Origin of the sequence: Nitratidesulfovibrio termitidis HI1 (assembly GCF_000504305.1) — a bacterium.
GTDB lineage: Bacteria > Desulfobacterota > Desulfovibrionia > Desulfovibrionales > Desulfovibrionaceae > Cupidesulfovibrio > Cupidesulfovibrio termitidis.
In genome coordinates, this window is the sequence record NZ_KI632512.1 from 701,884 (window position 1) to 718,587 (window position 16,704).

At 66.6% G+C, this 16,704-nt stretch carries 12 protein-coding genes; 4 read left to right on the plus strand and 8 right to left on the minus strand.

All coding sequences use genetic code 11. From position 1 onward, the window contains the following. Positions 1–5 precede the first annotated feature (5 nt). The 3 genes from dapF to DESTE_RS03110 all read left to right on the plus strand — a co-directional run bounded on the left by dapF (position 6) and on the right by DESTE_RS03110 (position 4,691). Complete coding sequence (gene dapF / locus DESTE_RS03100; RefSeq protein ID WP_035064902.1) at positions 6–854, plus strand: diaminopimelate epimerase; 849 nt, start codon at positions 6–8, stop codon at positions 852–854. A gap of 141 nt (positions 855–995) precedes the next feature. Continuing rightward, positions 996–1,874: a 4-hydroxy-tetrahydrodipicolinate synthase gene (gene dapA, locus DESTE_RS03105; protein ID WP_035064904.1), complete on the plus strand. Its 879-nt coding sequence runs from the start codon at positions 996–998 to the stop codon at positions 1,872–1,874. A 507-nt stretch (positions 1,875–2,381) separates the two neighbouring features. Further along, positions 2,382–4,691, plus strand: coding sequence for a methyl-accepting chemotaxis protein (locus DESTE_RS03110; protein WP_035064905.1), 2,310 nt, complete (start codon positions 2,382–2,384; stop codon positions 4,689–4,691). A 469-nt stretch (positions 4,692–5,160) separates the two neighbouring features. Here DESTE_RS03110 and DESTE_RS03115 read toward each other — a convergent pair whose 3' ends face one another. From DESTE_RS03115 to DESTE_RS03140, 6 genes are all read right to left on the minus strand, one after another. Continuing rightward, positions 5,161–5,895: a cyclase family protein gene (locus DESTE_RS03115; protein ID WP_035064907.1), complete on the minus strand. Its 735-nt coding sequence runs from the start codon at positions 5,893–5,895 to the stop codon at positions 5,161–5,163. Then, complete coding sequence (locus DESTE_RS03120) at positions 5,880–7,388, minus strand: aspartate ammonia-lyase (RefSeq protein ID WP_084559324.1); 1,509 nt, start codon at positions 7,386–7,388, stop codon at positions 5,880–5,882. The genes DESTE_RS03115 and DESTE_RS03120 overlap by 16 nt, the downstream gene beginning before the upstream one ends. Positions 7,389–7,581: 193 nt before the next feature. Further along, complete coding sequence (locus DESTE_RS03125) at positions 7,582–8,181, minus strand: peptidylprolyl isomerase (protein WP_035064909.1); 600 nt, start codon at positions 8,179–8,181, stop codon at positions 7,582–7,584. 207 nt (positions 8,182–8,388) lie between these two features. Continuing rightward, complete coding sequence (gene clpB / locus DESTE_RS03130; protein WP_035064911.1) at positions 8,389–10,977, minus strand: ATP-dependent chaperone ClpB; 2,589 nt, start codon at positions 10,975–10,977, stop codon at positions 8,389–8,391. 170 nt (positions 10,978–11,147) lie between these two features. Beyond that, positions 11,148–11,498, minus strand: a complete 351-nt coding sequence (locus tag DESTE_RS03135) for a chaperone modulator CbpM (RefSeq protein WP_156925249.1) — start codon at positions 11,496–11,498, stop codon at positions 11,148–11,150. A 66-nt stretch (positions 11,499–11,564) separates the two neighbouring features. Next, complete coding sequence (locus DESTE_RS03140) at positions 11,565–12,539, minus strand: DnaJ C-terminal domain-containing protein (protein ID WP_035064914.1); 975 nt, start codon at positions 12,537–12,539, stop codon at positions 11,565–11,567. 300 nt (positions 12,540–12,839) lie between these two features. Here DESTE_RS03140 and DESTE_RS03145 point away from each other — a divergent pair, with 300 nt between their 5' ends. Beyond that, the gene (locus tag DESTE_RS03145) at positions 12,840–13,973 is read left to right on the plus strand and encodes a polysaccharide deacetylase family protein (RefSeq protein WP_051384274.1); all 1,134 of its coding nucleotides are present in this window, start codon (positions 12,840–12,842) and stop codon (positions 13,971–13,973) included. Positions 13,974–14,166: 193 nt separating this feature from the next. On the opposite strand, the gene DESTE_RS03150 is transcribed toward DESTE_RS03145, so the two are convergent. Both DESTE_RS03150 and DESTE_RS03155 read right to left on the minus strand, forming a co-directional pair. Continuing rightward, positions 14,167–15,192 (minus strand): threonine aldolase family protein, encoded by a 1,026-nt coding sequence (locus tag DESTE_RS03150; protein ID WP_035064917.1) that lies wholly within the window; start codon positions 15,190–15,192, stop codon positions 14,167–14,169. Positions 15,193–15,315: 123 nt separating this feature from the next. Continuing rightward, on the minus strand, positions 15,316–16,509 hold the full coding sequence (locus tag DESTE_RS03155; RefSeq protein WP_051384563.1) for a glycosyltransferase family 4 protein: 1,194 nt from the start codon (positions 16,507–16,509) through the stop codon (positions 15,316–15,318). Between the last annotated feature and the right edge of the window lie 195 nt (positions 16,510–16,704).

The window sequence follows — 16,704 nt, forward strand, 5'->3', positions numbered from 1 at the left end:
GCAGCATGAGCGGCAAGGCACGCACCGTACCCATCCACAAGCTGCATGGGTGCGGCAACGACTTCGTATTCATCGACAACCGGGCGCTCGGCCTGCCCGTCGCGGCCATGCCCGACTGGGCCCGCTCCGTGTGCCGCCGCGCCTTCGGCGTGGGCGCCGACGGCCTCGTCTTTCTGGACGCAACGCCGAAAGACCGCGAAGGCGACTATATCTGGCACTTCTACAACGCCGACGGCTCGCGCGCCGAAATGTGCGGCAACGCTTCGCGCTGCGCCGCGCTGCTGGCCGTGGAACTGGGTTTTGCCGGGCCGAAGCACGTCTTCGGCACCGATGCCGGGCTCATCCGCGCCGAGGCCGACGTGGCCGCCGGCATGGCCAAGGTGGAACTGACCCCGCCCCGCGACCTGGCCCTGGGCATAGAACTGGACCTTGGCGAGGGCCGCGACATGGTGCACTTCGTGAACACCGGCGTGCCCCATGCCGTGGTGTTCAAACGCGACGCCTCGGCCGTGGACGTGCGCACCCTGGGCGTCGCGCTGCGCCGCCACGCGCACTTCGCGCCCGCGGGCACCAACGCCAACTTCGCGCAGGTCATCGACCGCAGGAACATTCACCTGCGCACCTTCGAACGCGGCGTGGAGGACGAAACCTACGCCTGCGGCACGGGGGCGGCGGCGGGCGCGTTCATCGCGCATGCGCTGGGGCTTACGGAGTCCACGGTGAATGTCAGGAGCTCCGGCGGCGAGATCCTGGGCATATCCATTGAAGGCGGCTCGGTGTTCCTTTCCGGCAAGGCCGTGCGCGTTTTCTCCGGCGAGATGTTCCTGGAAGGGCTGGGGCTGGCCCTGGCGTAACGCACCCGGCCCGCCGGGCCCCCTTGCCGTTGCCGCCCGCTGCCGCATGTTCAGGCCGTGCGACACAGGCAGGAGCGGCGGCCCCACGGGCATGGCGTGTCGAAGGCCGGGGCAGCAGGTACCCGGCCCAAAGGAGGCAACATGCAGTTTCAAGGCGCTTTCACCGCTCTCGTCACGCCGTTCCGCAACGGCGAGGTGGACGAGGAACGCTATCGCGCGCTGGTCGAATGGCAGATCGAACAGGGCATCAACGGCCTTGTCCCCTGCGGCACCACCGGTGAATCGGCAACGCTCACCCACCAGGAGCACAAGGACGTCATCCGCATCTGCGTCGAGCAGGTCAAGGGCCGCGTGCCCGTACTGGCGGGCGCCGGTTCCAACAACACCCGCGAGGCGGTGGAGCTTACCCGCTACGCCAAGCAGGCCGGGGCCGACGGCGCGCTGCTGATCACCCCCTACTACAACAAGCCCACCCAGGAAGGACTGTACCAGCACTTCAAGGCCATTGCCGCCGAAGTGCCCATGCCCTTCGTCGTGTACAACGTGCCCAGCCGCACCGGCACCAACCTGTGCCCGGAAACCCTGGCCCGCATGAAGCGCGACATTCCCGAGGTCGTCGGGGTCAAGGAAGCCACCGGCAACCTGATCCAGGTCTCGGAAATCATCGAATACTGCGGCGCCGACTTCCAGGTGCTGTCGGGCGACGACTTCACGGTGCTGCCCCTGCTGGCCGTGGGCGGCTGCGGGGTCATCTCGGTGAGCTCCAACGTGGTGCCCGCCAAGATGTCCGAACTGTGCCGCGCCTTCTTCGAGGGCGACCTGACCACCGCGCGTCGGGTGCACTACGAGATCGCGTCCATCAACCGCGCCATGTTCCTGGAAACCAATCCCATCCCGGTCAAGACGGCCCTGTCCATGATGGGCAGGCTTGAACTGGAACTGCGCCTGCCCATGGTGCCGTTGCAGCCCGCCAACCAGTCGCGGCTGCGCGACATCCTGTCGGCGGCGGGCATCGTCTAGCCGCCGGGCGCCAGGACCGGCAACGGTCCGCAGGCGAAGCATCACGCCATACCACGGGGGGGCGCCGCACGGCGTCCCCCCGTTCGTTTGCCCCCCCCCTCCCCCGCCCGAACCCAACGCGCCTCTTTTTTCAGCCTTGCCCGCCATCAGGTCCGCACCTTCAAACGGTGACGTCCCCGTCCCTGTTCCGCAATCCCCCCGCCCTGTCCCGCGCCTGGACAGACGCACCGCAACAAGCCGCCGCCGTTCACGAAACCCCGTCCTCTTCCGACGCATGGCCGGAGGGTGTCTCCGTCTCGCGTCCGGCGCTCCGCCTGTGACGGGCGCAAAACCCCTTGGCAGCGGTCGCTCTTCCGGCTAGCCTGTGGCATGGGGCCCCATGCGGCGAGTACCGGCATACAGGCTCGTCTCGCCTTTCAACGTATCCCGCATGCCCGGCGTGCCTAAACAACCGTCGAAATGTGTCGATAAGCCCCGCAAGAGATACACTGTTCCCGGGAGTACCGCATGCGTTTCAAGAGCATCTCCACGCAGATCACCGTCCTTACCGGCGGGCTGGTCATCTTCTTCATGTGCGCGTTCGTGTTCATTGCGTCCAAAACCGCTTACGACGGGACGTTGCGCAGTGAAACCGCCAACATGGCCCAGGTGGGACAGCAGATCGAGAAGGTGGCGGAAGACTTCGTGACCGGCAACCTCACCGCCGTGCGCGGGCTGACCCAGCAGAAGGCGCTGGCCAGCGGGGTGCTGTACGGCAGCGCAAGCCTGGTCATGAAGGACCAGTTGCAGCAGACCCTGAAGGGCAATCCGCATTACGCCGCCATCCATGCGTTCGACGCCACGGGCAAGGTGCTCTACGGCTATACCGAGGACGGGCAGGACATTTCCGGCAAGCCGCTGGGCATGCCCGACGTGCTCGCCGCCGTCAGCGTGGGCAAGGAGTTCATCGGCACCACGCCGTTCAAGGGGGCCAAGGGCGATGTGCTGTTCACCGTCGCGGCCCCGGTGCTGAACGTCATGGGGCAGTCGGGCGGGGGCATCGCCATCACCCTCGACTGGACCAGCTTCAGCGCCCGCTTCATCGAAAGCGTGAAATTCGGCCAGCATGGCTACCCCTTCGTGCTTGACGGCAGCGGCCGGTTCCTCTCGCATCCCAACAAGGAACTGCTGCTCAGCGATGCAAGCCAGCACGACTTCGCACGCGTGGTCCTGGCGCAGCAGACCGCCCAGATGGAATACCCCTGGGAGGGCAAGCTGAAGATACTGGTCAGCCGCACCATGCCCATAACAGGCTGGAAAATATGTTCATCTGCCTATGAGGACGATCTGGCCGGCGTGGCGCGCCAGCAACGCCTGCTCCTGGCCATCATGGGGCTGGTGGCCATGGTGGCCATGACCGGCTCCATCGTGCTGCTGACCCGCCGGGTGATCCTGTCCCCCATGAACCGCATCCGCCAGTTTGCCGGACAGGTGGCCCAGGGCGACCTGCGCGCCGTCATGGACGGCGCGTACCGCTATGAACTGGACGACCTGGCCCGCTCCATCCAATCCATGGTGGCCGACCTGAAGGAAAAGCTGGGGTTCTCGCAGAGCGTGCTTGAAGCCATGGTGGTGCCCGTGCTGATCGTGGACCGCGAGGAACGCACGGTGTTCACCAACAAGGCCTGCATGGACATGCTGGAAATCGACACCGACCCCAAGGCGCAATACGGTCGCACCCTGGCCGAGGTGTTCTACAACGAACCCGGCCGCAAGACCGCCGTGGGCCGGGCCATGAACGAAAAGACCAGCATCAAGAACCTTGAGGTGGTCATTGCCGGGCACAAGGGCGGCAAGGTGGACGTGCTGGCCAACGTCACCTACCTGCAGGACCTGGACGGCAACGTCATAGGGGGTTTCTGCCTGTACATCGACACCACCGAGATGAAGCGCCAGGCCGCCATCATCGCCGAGCAGAACGAGCGCATCGCCCGGGCCTCGGCAGAGGCGGACGACGTGGCCTCGCAACTGGCTACCGCCTCGGAAGAGCTTTCGGCGCAGATCGAACAGTCCGCGCGCGGCTCGGACATCCAGCGTGAACGCACCGCCGAGGCCGCCACCGCCATGGAAGAAATGAACGCCAGCGTGCTGGAAGTGGCCCGCAATGCAGGCGGCGCCGCCGAAATGGCCGAAAAGGCCAAGGCCCGCGCCCAGGAAGGGGCCGAGGTGGTGGACGGCTCGGTGCGCACCATCCAGCATGCCCATGATCTGGCATCGCACCTCAAGGCCGACATGGCCGAACTGGGCACCCAGGCCCAGGGCATCGGCCAGATCATGAACGTCATTGCCGACATCGCCGACCAGACCAACCTGCTGGCGCTGAACGCCGCCATCGAGGCGGCCCGGGCCGGGGACGCCGGGCGCGGCTTTGCCGTGGTGGCCGACGAGGTGCGCAAGCTGGCCGAAAAGACCATGACCGCCACCAACGAGGTGGGCAGCGCCATCCGGGGCATTCAGGAAAGCGCGCGCAAGAACATCGACAATACCGAAAAGGCCACCGCCGCCATTGAAGAAGGCACGGGCATGGCCCGCCGTTCCGGCGACGTGTTGCGCGAGATAGTGGGCCTTGTGGAAAGCACCGCCGATCAGGTGCGGTCCATCGCCACGGCGTCCGAGCAGCAGTCCGCCGCCAGCGAGGAAATCAACCGCTCCACCGACGAGATTACCCGCATCGCCGCCGAAACGGCGGAAGCCATGCGCCACTCGGCGCAGGCGGTGGAAGACGTCTCGCGGCTGGCGTCGGACCTGAAGCGGGTCATTGGCGACATGCGCAGCTGACGCTGCGTGGGGCGACATGCGCAGCTAGGGACTGTCTCCAAATTGTCTTTTCGCCCGTTGGCTGACCGACCCGAAGGGCGCGAAGCGTGCCCGTTGGGCGAGCTTGTGAGCCCTACGGGCATCGTGCGCAACGCGGTCAAACTTCGCCTGCCATGGCTTTGCTGTCCTCATCCGTAAGACTCGCAAGCTCGTCTAACGGCTGAGGCTCGGTCGAATACGATAAGAGTATGCGTTGCGGTCGCCATCCGTAAGGCTCGCAAGCTCGCCTAACGGCTGCCGCACTCCCTCATGGCAGGCTAGTTTTCCTTGCCAACGAACGAAAATCCTAATTTGGGAGACAACCCCTAAAAAACGCAGGGGCACTGCACCATCTCGACGCTTCGCAGACACCGCAAACATACAGGGGGAAGAACCATGAGGTTCCTCCCCCTTCGTCATGCTGTTGCAAACGGGCGCACCCCCGCTCGACTTATGAAATGAACGCCGTAACGGCCACCGGCGCACCGGTGCCGCCGCACAACCCCAGCGGGGCCAACAGCACGTGAGCCCCGGTGGCGGGCAGTCCGTCCAGCGCGGCCAGGCATTCCACCACCACGGCCCCGGCGGCCAAGGCCATGCGGTTGCACAAAAACTCCGCGTCGTCCGGGGCGTCCACCCCGTGGGTGTCGATGCCGATACCCGCCGCCCCCCGCTCATGCACCAGCAGGTGCACCGCATCGGTCGTGAACGAAGGGAACACCATGGGCGACGCATCCCCCGGTCCGGCGCGCAGCGCGCCCCACTGTACTCCCATGAACCGGTCAGGGTCGGACCACAGGCGGTGCCAGCCGGTGTTGCACACGAACAGGCAGCCGCGCGGAACCCGGCCATGGGTGGCCTCCCAGGCCCGCACCTCGTCCGGGGTGCAGCGCGCGCCGGGGTCCGTCGCCGCCCTGCCGCGCAGGTCCAGCACGGCCAAGGGCAGCAGCAGCGGCCACGGTGCAGCAGTGCGCACGTCCGCGCCGCCGGGCAGGAAGGACAACGGCGCGTTGACGTGGGTGCCGCTGTGCTCGCCCATGGCAAAGACCCGCAGGTCGTAGCCGTCCTCTTCGCGGCTGGCCACATCCAGAAAGGTCACCGGCGGGTCGCCGGGCCAGCGCGGCATGCCGCTGCCGATGGGATGGGCAAGGTCCGCCAGGCGGGTGAACGTCAGGCCACGGGGCATGCGTCCCCTCCGTCTCCCCCATCAGGCCCATTCGGCCCATTCGGCCCGCCGCCCTGCTCCGCCGCTTTCTGCCGCCGGTCACCATTGCGGTGGCCGCGCACGTCACGCGGGCCGAGCATCTTGGCCGGGTCCATCAGGTCGTCGTAGTCCTCCGGCCGCATCAGTTCCCGCTCCACCAGCAGGTCGCGCGGGGTACGCCCGGTGGCGCGGGCGTCCTTCACCACGGTGGCCGCCGCCTCGTACCCGATGACCGGGGCCAGCGCGGTGACCATGCCCAGCGAGCCGTGCAGCAGTTCCAGGCAACGTTCGCGGTTGGCGGTGATGCCCTCCACGCAGCGCACCCGCAGGATGCGCGCCGCCCGCGTCAGTATTTCCAGCGACTGGAACAGGTTGCAGGCCATGATGGGGCCGAACACGTTCAGTTCCAGTTGCCCCGCCTCTGCCGCCAGGGTCACCGTAAGGTCGTTGCCGATGACCTGCTGGCAGACCTGGTTGACCAGTTCCGGGATTACCGGGTTGACCTTGCCGGGCATGATGCTGGACCCCGGCTGTACGGCGGGCAGGGATATTTCGCCAAGCCCCGTGAACGGCCCGGACGATAGCAGCCGCAGGTCGTTGCATATCTTGGAAAGCTTCACCGCCACACGTTTCAGCAGCCCGGACAGGGTGACGTAGGCCCCGGCGTCGCTGGTGGCCTCCACCAGGTTGGGCGAAAGCGAGAGCGGCAGCCCGGTGATGTCCGCCAACCGGCAGCAGACCAGCGGCGCGTAGCCGGGCACGGTGTTGATGCCGGTGCCCACGGCGGTTGCGCCGATGTTCACCTCGCACAGCAGGCGGGCCACCTCTGCCAGGCGTTCGGTATCCTCGCCCACGGTCACCCCGTAGGCCGCGAATTCCGCGCCCAAGGTAATGGGCACGGCATCCTGCAACTGGGTGCGGGCCATCTTGATGACGTCGGCAAAGGCCTCGCCCTTGGCGTGAAAGGCGTCGCGCAGTTCGCGCAGGGCGGCTTCCAGGTCGCGCGCGTACCACACCAGCGCGATGCGGAACGCCGTGGGGTACACGTCGTTGGTGGACTGCGAGAGGTTGACGTGGTTCAGCGGGCTGACCACGCCGTATTCGCCGCGCGCCCGGCCCATCAGTTCCAGCGCGCGGTTGGCGATGACCTCGTTGGCGTTCATGTTCACCGAGGTGCCCGCCCCGCCCTGGATGACGTCCACCACGAACTGCTCGTCAAAGCGGCCCTCGCGCACTTCGCGGCAGGCCTGCACGATGGCCTGCCCCACGTCGCCGTCCAGCAGGCCCAGCTCCATGTTGGCCAGGGCTGCGGCCTTCTTCACCGATGCCAGCGCCTGCACGAAGCGCGGGTGGCGGCCGATGGTCTGCCCGGTAACGTCGAAATTCTCCAGCGCCCGCAAGGTCTGCACGCCGTAGTAGGCGTGGGCGGGCACCTTGCGTTCGCCAAGGCTGTCGCGCTCGATGCGGTATTCCATGACGGTTGTTGTCCTTGCTGTCGGAGTGTCGCGATTGTGTCATGGCGGCCCCTGTACCGGCCACGCACGATTGCAGCATACCATCCTTGTAGCCGCCCGCCTATGGGCTACGCCGCCACGCAAAAGCGCCCCGCCACCCGGATGGGTGCGGGGCGCTGGTGATGCGTCGTTTCCGTCGTGCCGTGAATCGGGGCTACTTCGCCGCCGGGGGCATCACGATGGCCTTCTTGATGACCACGGGGGTGGTGGGCACGTTCTCGAACGAACCCACGGTGGCGGTGCGCACCGCCTTGATCTTGTCCACCACGTCGGTGCCTTCGATCACCTTGCCGAACACGGCGTAGCCCCAGCCCTGCATGGTGGGCGCGCGGTGGTCGAGGAAGGCGTTGTCCTTCACGTTGATGAAGAACTGGGCGGTGGCGGAATGCGGGGCCATGGTACGGGCCATGGCCAGGGTGTACTTTTCGTTGCGGAGGCCGTTGTTGGCCTCGTTCTCGACCGGTTCGCGGGTGGGCTTTTCGTGCATCTTCTCGTCGTAGCCGCCACCCTGGATCATGAAGCCGTCGATGACGCGGTGGAAGATGGTGCCGTCGTAGTGGCCCGCCGCGACGTATTCGCGAAAGTTGGCAGCGGTCTTGGGAGCCTTTTCGTCATCCAGTTCGACGACGATGTCGCCCATGCTCGTTTCCAGCTTGATCACCGTGTGTCCCCTCTGTGCCGAAGCCGCCATGGCGGTTCCGTGACCTGCGAACGCGAAAAGGGCCGTAAGCGCGGCCAGCAGCAACCAACGCATGTTCTGCTCCGGGAATGTGAAAGTTGGATGGGCAAACAGCCCGTGCTGGTGCCATTATCAGAAGCGCCACCGCAGGGCAATCGGCATGGCATACCAATGGGCGGCGGGGGCAGACGATAAATACACCTATTGAAAAGTTTGGGAGGGGTGGGGGCCGGGGGAGGGGACACCCTTTCCAAAGGGTGCCCCTCCCCCGATTCCTTCTCCTTATTCAAACGTCAGCTTGTCCAGCCTGACCCCGATGGTCACGTGCTGCCCGTCCTTGAGGTCGCCTGCGATCAGGCGGCGGGCCAGCGGGGTTTCCACGTTGGTCTGCAGGTAGCGCCGCAGGGGCCGCGCGCCGTACACCGGGTCGTAGGCGGATTCCGCGATGAAGTCGCGCGCCGCGTCGGAAAGGTCCACGGTGATCTTGCGTTCGGCCAGGCGCGCCCGCAGCCTGCCCAGCAGCAGTTCCACGATGCGCCCGATCTGCTCGGGCAGCAACGGGCGGAACATGACGATCTCGTCCACCCGGTTCAGGAATTCCGGCCGGAAGTGGCGGCGCATCTCGTCCATCACCTTGTCGCGCACGCCGGAGCGGAACTCGCCCTCGTCGGTGATGCCGTCCAGCAGGTGCGACGACCCGATGTTGGACGTCATGATGATGATGGTGTTCTTGAAGTCCACGGTACGGCCATGGCTGTCGGTAAGCCGCCCGTCGTCCAGAATTTGCAGCAGCACGTTGAACACGTCGGCGTGGGCCTTTTCAATCTCGTCGAACAGCACCACGCTGTACGGCTTGCGGCGCACCGCCTCGGTCAGCTGACCGCCCTCGTCATAGCCCACGTAGCCGGGGGGCGCCCCGATAAGCCGGGCCACCGCGTGCTTCTCCATGTATTCGCTCATGTCGATGCGCACGATGTTGTCCTCGCTGTCGAACAGCGATTCCGCCAGCGTCTTGCACAGCTCGGTCTTGCCCACGCCCGTGGGGCCAAGGAAGATGAACGACCCGATGGGCCGCCCGGGGTCGGACAGCCCGGCCCGTGCGCGCAGCACGGCCTCGGCCACGGCCTGCACGGCCTCGTCCTGACCCACCACGCGCTCGTGCAGCACGTCGCCCAGACGCAGCAGCTTCTCGCGCTCCGATTCCAGCAGCCGGGTAACGGGAATGCCTGTCCAGCGGGCCACGATCTCGGCCACGTCGTCAGGGCGCACCTCTTCCTTCAGCAGGCGGTTCTCATCGTCGCCGCGTTCGGCGTCGCCCAGCTTGCGCTCAAGCTCCAGCAGCTTGGAATATTTCAGTTCCGCCGCGCGGTTGAGGTCGTAGTTGCGTTCCGCCTCGTCGATGGCAAGGCGGGTGCGTTCGATTTCTTCCTTGATGGAGCGCACGGCGTCGATGGAGCCCTTTTCGCGCTCCCACTGGGCCAGCAGGGTGGCCTGGCTGGCGCGCAGGTCGGCCAGTTCGTTCTCCAGCTTTTCCAGCCGCTCGCGCGAGGCGGCGTCCGTCTCGCGGCGCAGGGCCTCGCGCTCGATCTCGAGTTGCATGACCTTGCGGTTCACCTCGTCCAGTTCGGCGGGCAGCGAGTCGATTTCAGTACGGATAAGCGCCGCCGCCTCGTCGATGAGGTCGATGGCCTTGTCCGGCAACTGGCGGTCGGTGATGTAGCGGTGTGACAGGGTCACCGCCTCCACGATGGCCGAATCGCTGATGCGCACGCCGTGGTGCACCTCGAACCGTTCGCGCAGGCCGCGCAGGATGGAGATGGTGTCCTCCACCGTGGGCTCGTCCACCACTACGGGCTGGAAGCGGCGTTCCAGCGCCGGATCCTTTTCGATGTACTTGCGGTACTCGTCCAGCGTGGTCGCGCCGATGCAGTGCAATTCGCCGCGCGCCAGCATGGGTTTGAGCAGGTTGCCGGCGTCCATGGCTCCGTCGGACTTGCCCGCACCCACGATGGTGTGCAGTTCGTCGATGAACATGACGATGCGGCCCTCGGCCTTTTCCACTTCCTTCAGCACGGCCTTCAGCCGTTCCTCGAACTCGCCCCGGTACTTGGCCCCGGCGATAAGCGCGCCCATGTCCAGCGCAAACAGGCTGCGGTTCTTCAGGCCTTCCGGTACGTCGCCCTTCAGGATGCGGTGGGCCAGGCCCTCGACGATGGCCGTCTTGCCCACGCCCGCCTCGCCGATGAGCACGGGGTTGTTCTTGGTGCGCCGCGACAGGATGCGCACCACGCGGCGGATTTCCGCATCGCGCCCGATGACCGGGTCCAGCTTGCCCTTGCGGGCCTCTTCCACCAGGTCGCGCCCGTACTTCTGGAGCGCCTCGTAGGTGTCCTCCGGATTGGGCGAGGTAACGCGCTGCGCGCCGCGCACGTCTTCCAGCACGGCCAGCAGTTTGTCCTGCGTCAGCCCGAATTCGCGGGCCACCCGGCCCATCTCGGTGGAGGCGGGTTCTTCCAGAAAGGCGCAGATCAGGTGCTCGACGCTGACGTACTCGTCCTTGAGCCGCTTGGCGAAGTCCTGCGCGCGCACCAGGGCCTGGTTCAGGCGCTGGGTAACGTATATCTGCCCCTGGGCAGCGCCGGGGCCGCTGACTGCCGGGCGCTTCTGCAAGGCAGCCTCAAGGGCGGCGGCAAAGGCATCGGGCTTGTAGCCCGCCCGTTCCAGCAGGCGCGGCACCAGCCCCTGTTCCTGACGGACAAGGGCCAGCGCGGCGTGCTCCACGTCCACCTGCTGGTGCCCGAGGCGCACGGCGGTGGACTGGGCCTCTGCGATGGCCTGCTGCGATTTTTCGGTAAACTTGTTGATGTCCATGGCGTTTGTTCCCCCTTGCCCGGCGGGCCGGGACGCGAGCTTCTATGTGCCGGGGCGGCGGCCAGCTTCACCGGACTGGATGCCGGGAGCGGCGCGCCCGTGGCGGAAAATCTGATGCTGCCCGGTGCGGATGCTCCGCTGCCGGGCCGCGCAATCATCTGGTCATGGCGCTACCGCTGGGCCTCAAGCTCGCGCACCCTGCGTTCCAGCCGGTCGATGCGGTCCAGCAGGTCCACCACGATGGAGCCGCCCAGGCTGTTGAGTTCGAAGTCGGCGCAGATGCGTTCCAGCTTGCGGGTGCGGTACACGTCCATCCGGCGGAACAGGTAGCCTTCGCCCGCCGTGCGGCGCGGCTCCAGCCAGCCCAGTTCGATCAGTTCGCCCAGGCGGCTGGGGTGCACGCCGGACACCTGAAGGAACTCCGCCCAGGCGATGAATTCCGAACGAATGGGCAGTTCGCCGCCCTGCGCAAGGTCGTGCCCGCGCTCATGACCAGGGTCGTTGCCGTCATCGGGGTACATGTGCTGTCGCCTCCGGATGCAAGTCGTGTCGGCGGATGTCCGTGCCGGTTGCGGTCGTCTTGCCTGCTAGTCGCGCGCCCGAAACGCCGAGGTCCGGGCCAGTTCTTCCCACAGTTCCCGTTCACGCGGGGTGGCTTCCGCAGGCGTGCGGATGCCGATGCGCACATACTGGTCGCCGCGCGCCGCGCCTGTTCCCAGCCCCTTGCCGCGCAGCCGCAGCTTGCGCCCGCTGCACGCGCCGGGGGCCACGGTAACGTCCACCTCGCCGTCCAGCGTGGGCACGCGCACTGTTGCGCCAAGGGCCGCTTCCCACGGGGCCAGTTGCAGGTCGTAGATCACGTTGTCGCCATCCAGGGTAAACTGCGGATGCGGGGCCACGCGCACCTTCAGGTACAGGTCGCCCGCCGGGCCGCCGCCCATGCCGGGGTCGCCCTGCCCCGCAAGCCGGATGCGCCCGCCTTCGCGCACGCCGGAGGGAATGTTCACCTCCAGCGTCTTGCTGCCGCCGTTCGCCTCGCGCAGGGTCACGGCCTTGCGCCCGCCCCGGTAGGCTTCTTCGAGCGTCAGCGAAAATTCGGCCTCCACGTCGCGGCCACGCCGCTGCCGGGCCGAAAAGTTGCCGAACGGGTCCGGCCCGAAGCCGCCCTGTCCGCCCGGACCTCCCGGACCGCCCTGACCGCGCGCCCGCCCACCGCCACCACCGAATAGCGTCTCGAAGAAGTCGCTGAACCCCGCACCTTCAAAGCCGCGCCCGCCGCCAAAGTCGAAACGCACGTTCTCGAAGCCGGGCGCGCCCTGAAACTGTTGTCCGTGCTGCCAGTTAGGCCCAAGTTGATCGTAGAGCCGACGCTTCTCGTCGTCCTTGAGCACCTCGTAGGCTTCGTTGATTTCCTTGAAGCGGTCTTCCGCGTTCTTGTCGCCGGGGTTCAGGTCCGGGTGATACTTGCGGGCAAGCTTCTTGTACGCCTTCGAGATGTCGTCGCGCGGGGAGGAACGCTCCACGCCCAGCAATTTGTAATAGTCCTTGTATTCGACTGCCATCTCGTATAGCTCTCCTTTAGCGTCGATGAGGCTGCAAACCTGCTGCCATTGTAGGATAATCCGACGCGCCCCGGTGTCAAGCGGCTTGCGTCAAAAGACCGACGGACAATGCGCCCAACCCGTTGCCGCGCGCCCTTCCGTACGCCCGACCGGGCCGCCCCGCATGCCGTCTGCCATGCCGCCGCATGGTCCCATCCCCCTCGACGACCGCAGCCCGCTGCGCTACAAACGCCAAACGGGACCGCGTTTCCACGGCCCCGCCCTTTCATACCCCCAAACCGGCCCCGCCACCGTCACCGCATGTCCGCATCCCGCCCCGCCGTATCCGCTGGCCTGAAGAGCCTGCCCGTGCTGATGTACCACTACGTCAGCCGCAGAAAGAATTCCATCGCCGTCCATCCCGACACCTTCGAGGCCCACTGCCAAGCCATGCGCCGCGCCGGGTGGACCGGCATCGGTCTGGCCGAGGCCGAGGCCTATCTGCTGGGCGAAGCGCCCCTGCCGCCGCGCAGCGCGCTGATCACCTTTGACGACGGGTTTCTGGACAACTACGTCTACGCCTGGCCCATTCTGAAAAAGTACGGGCACAAGGGCGTCATCTTTGCCGTGGCGGGCAAACTGGAACAGGGCACGCCCCGCCCCACCCTGGACGACGTGCGCGCGGGCCGCATCCGCGAAGACGACCTGCCCCGCGTGGATGCCCCCTACGTACGGCATGAACTGGGCTTTGACGAGCGCAAGGACCTGTTCTGCAACTGGGACGAGGCGCGGCTGATGGAGGCTGACGGCACCATGGCCGTGGCCGCCCATTCCCACTGGCACCACGCCGTGTTCGCCAAGCCGGAGTTCAAGGGCTTTCACGCCCCCGGCCACCGCTCGCGCACCTTCGACCGGGTGGATTTTGCCGTGCCGTGGGGGCTGCCCGCCTTTCCCCAGCGCCCCGCCCTGCTGCGCCGCGCCTTCGTGCCCGACCCGCAACTGGTGGAGGCCATCCGTGTCCTGGTTCCCCAGGACAAGGCCGGGGCCTACGCCTTTTTCCAGGATTCCGGCAAGGTGCGTGAACTTGAAGTATTGGTTGAAGCCTGCGCTGCCACGCCACCCGGCCTTGGCGCGTATGAATCCGACGCCGACCGCACCGCCCGCATGACGCGCGAACTGTCTGCCTGCGCCGCCACCCTTGCCGATGAACTGGGCCACCCCGTGCGCTCGCTGTGCTGGCCGTGGGGTGCGTACTGCGACGAAGCCCGCGACATCGCACGGACCCTTGGCTTTTCCGTGTTCTTCGCCACCACCATGGGGCCCAACCCGCCCGGCTGCGCCGCCCACGTCCACCGCTTCAAGGCCAAGGACAAACCCGCGTCGTGGTTGCTGCTGCGCCTGTTCCTGTACTCGCGCCCCTGGCTGGCCGGGCTGTACGCGAAGATGCGGTTGTAGAAAAATCAATGCGGGGGAAGAAACCTTTTGGAAAAGGTTTCTTCCCCCGCACCCCCAACTTCCCAAACTTTTCAAATGGTGGGATTCCAGATCGCCAAGCGTTGCCCCACAAATGGGGGGTACAGGGGGCATGGCCCCCTGTCCGCCGGAGGCATATAAAACCCCTCCAGTTGTAGGATTCCTTGGACTTTACCTACCCCAGCGCCTTCACGGCGTCGGTGAATTCCCGCACGTCTTCCTCGGTGGTGTCGAAGCTGGTCATCCAGCGCACCTCGTGCAGCACCGGGTCCCATTCGTAGAAATAGAAATCCTGCTGCAACTTCGCGATGTGTTCGGGCGAAAGGCGCGCGAACACCGCGTTGGCCTCCACGGGCCGGGTGATGGTGACGTGCGGCAGGCCGCGCAGGCTGTCGGCCATCAGGCGGGCCATGTCGTTGGCGTTGCGGGCGTTTTCCAGCCACAGGCCGTCGTGCAGCATTTCGATGAACTGCGCGGCGATGAAGCGCATCTTGGAAATGAGCTGCATGCCCTGCTTGCGGATGAAGTTGAATTCGCGCGACAGTTCCGGATTGAAGAAGATCACCGCCTCGCCGAACATCATGCCGTTCTTGGTGCCGCCAAAGGACAGCACGTCCACGCCCGCGTCGCGGGTAAGGGCAGCCAGGCTCACGTCCAGCGCCGCCGCCGCATTGGCCAGCCGTGCGCCGTCCATGTGCAGCAGCATGCCGTTGGCATGGGCAAAGTCGGCCAGGGCGCGGACTTGCGCCGGGGAATACACGGTGCCCAGTTCCGTGGACTGGGTGATGGAAATGACCCGCGGCTGGCTGTGGTGGAAGTTGCCGATCATGTGCAGCAGCGGCACCACGTCCATGACCCGGATGCGCCCGTCGTGCGAGGGGATGACCTGGAGCTTCGACCCGGTCACCGATTCCGGCGCGCCGCATTCGTCCACATTGATGTGGGCCACGTCCGCGCAGACCACGGAATGCCACGGACGGGTCACGGCACGCAGCCCCAGCACGTTGGCCGCCGTGCCCAGAAACACGAAGTACATGTCGATGTCCGGCCCGAAGTGTTGGGCGAACACCTCTTTCGCCTGCTCGGTGTACGGGTCCTGCCCGTAGGGGCGGGCCTGCCCGGCGTTGGCGCGCTCCATGGCGGCGAGAATGCGCGGGTGCACGCCCGAGGTGTTGTCGCTGGCGAAACTCTTGAGGCTCACTGGTGTGTCTCCTGCTGTGGATAGTGCGCTGCGGGCCGATTGGTGTGGCCCGTTCGTTGTGCGTGGTCCGGCGCGGGTACGCCGCCGGAGTGAAGGAAATGTTGGGCAGAAATGCGCGGACTGTCAGCCCCTGCCCGTGCCGCCGGAGGTGTCCGGCTCATTCAGGTGGCAACTGCCCTGCCATACATTGCGGCACACGGCCTTGTAGACATCAAGGGTGCGATTCAGGAAATCGGCCCGGTGCAGGCCTTCGATGCGCAGCCCGCAGGCATCGCGCAGTATTTCCAGCCAAGGCGGGCTGTCCATGGCATGGGCGATGGCCCCGGCCATGGTGGCGATGTCGCCCGGCGCAACCAGCGCCCCGTGGGGCAGCAGATCGGGCATGACGCCCACGGTAGTGGACACCAGCGGCCTGTTGCAGGCCATGATCTCCAGCGCGGCGCGGGCGATGGTTTCGGACCACAGAGAGGCCACCACGCCAAGGTCCATGGCCGAAATGCACGCGGCCACGTCCGGCCGTTTGCCGGTGATGACCGAAATGTCCTCGATGCCCGCCTCGCGCAGCCAGCCGCGCACCGTGGCCTCGGGCGTGGCCGAATCGAACCCGGCCAGCATCAGCCGCAGGCGCGGGCGCGGCGAACCGTCCCAGCGACCCGCGCGCAGGCCCGCCACGGTTTCGATCAGTTCGCGCTGGCCCTTCACCGCGTCGAACCGGCCCAGCAGCCCCACCACGAAGTCGTCATCCGTCCAGCCGTATTCGGCACGCACGCGGGCACGGCCCGCCGCGTCAAAGCGGAACACGGATTCGTCCACCCCGCCGAGTATGGTATGTACCCGGTCGGCGGGCACGCCCATTTCATTGACGAAGTGCTCGGCCATTACCGAATTGGTGGCAATGACCGCATCGGCCACACTGGTGTGCAGGAACAGGTTGGGCCAGTTGCCCTTGGGCAGGCGCTGGTCGCCGCGCGTGCGCACCAGCCCGAAGCGGTGCGGCCCGCGCGCGTGCAGCGCCTTCAACAGGCCCCACAGCACGAACGATTCGCCCCGGTGGCAGTTGACCACATGGGGGCGGAAATCGCGCACCATGCGGTGCAGCGCACCGTACAGGCCCGCAAGGGTGAAGGGATTGGCGGCGTTCAGGGGCAGGGGGATGGGGTCCAGACCCCAGGCGCGGGCGCGCTCGAAGGATTCGGTGCCCGCAAGCCCCAGCACCAGGGTTTCGTGCCCGGCCTCGCGCAGCAGACGGGCCAGCATCATGCCGTACCATGCCGTGGCGTTGAACCAGCGCACGTTGACCACCTGGATGGTGCGCAGCGGCGTGCCGTCCGCAGTCGTGGAAGACGGCGGCGACGGGGTCGTCTGGACCATCTGGGGCATGCCGCTGCTGGCGACGGACAGGGCGGAAGTGGTGTCGGGATCGGGCGCGTTCACGGGCACGTCATGCCGCAATCGCCCGGCAATGACAACCCCCGGCAATACCGCGCCCCGTCTGGCCCGTTGCGGGGTGCG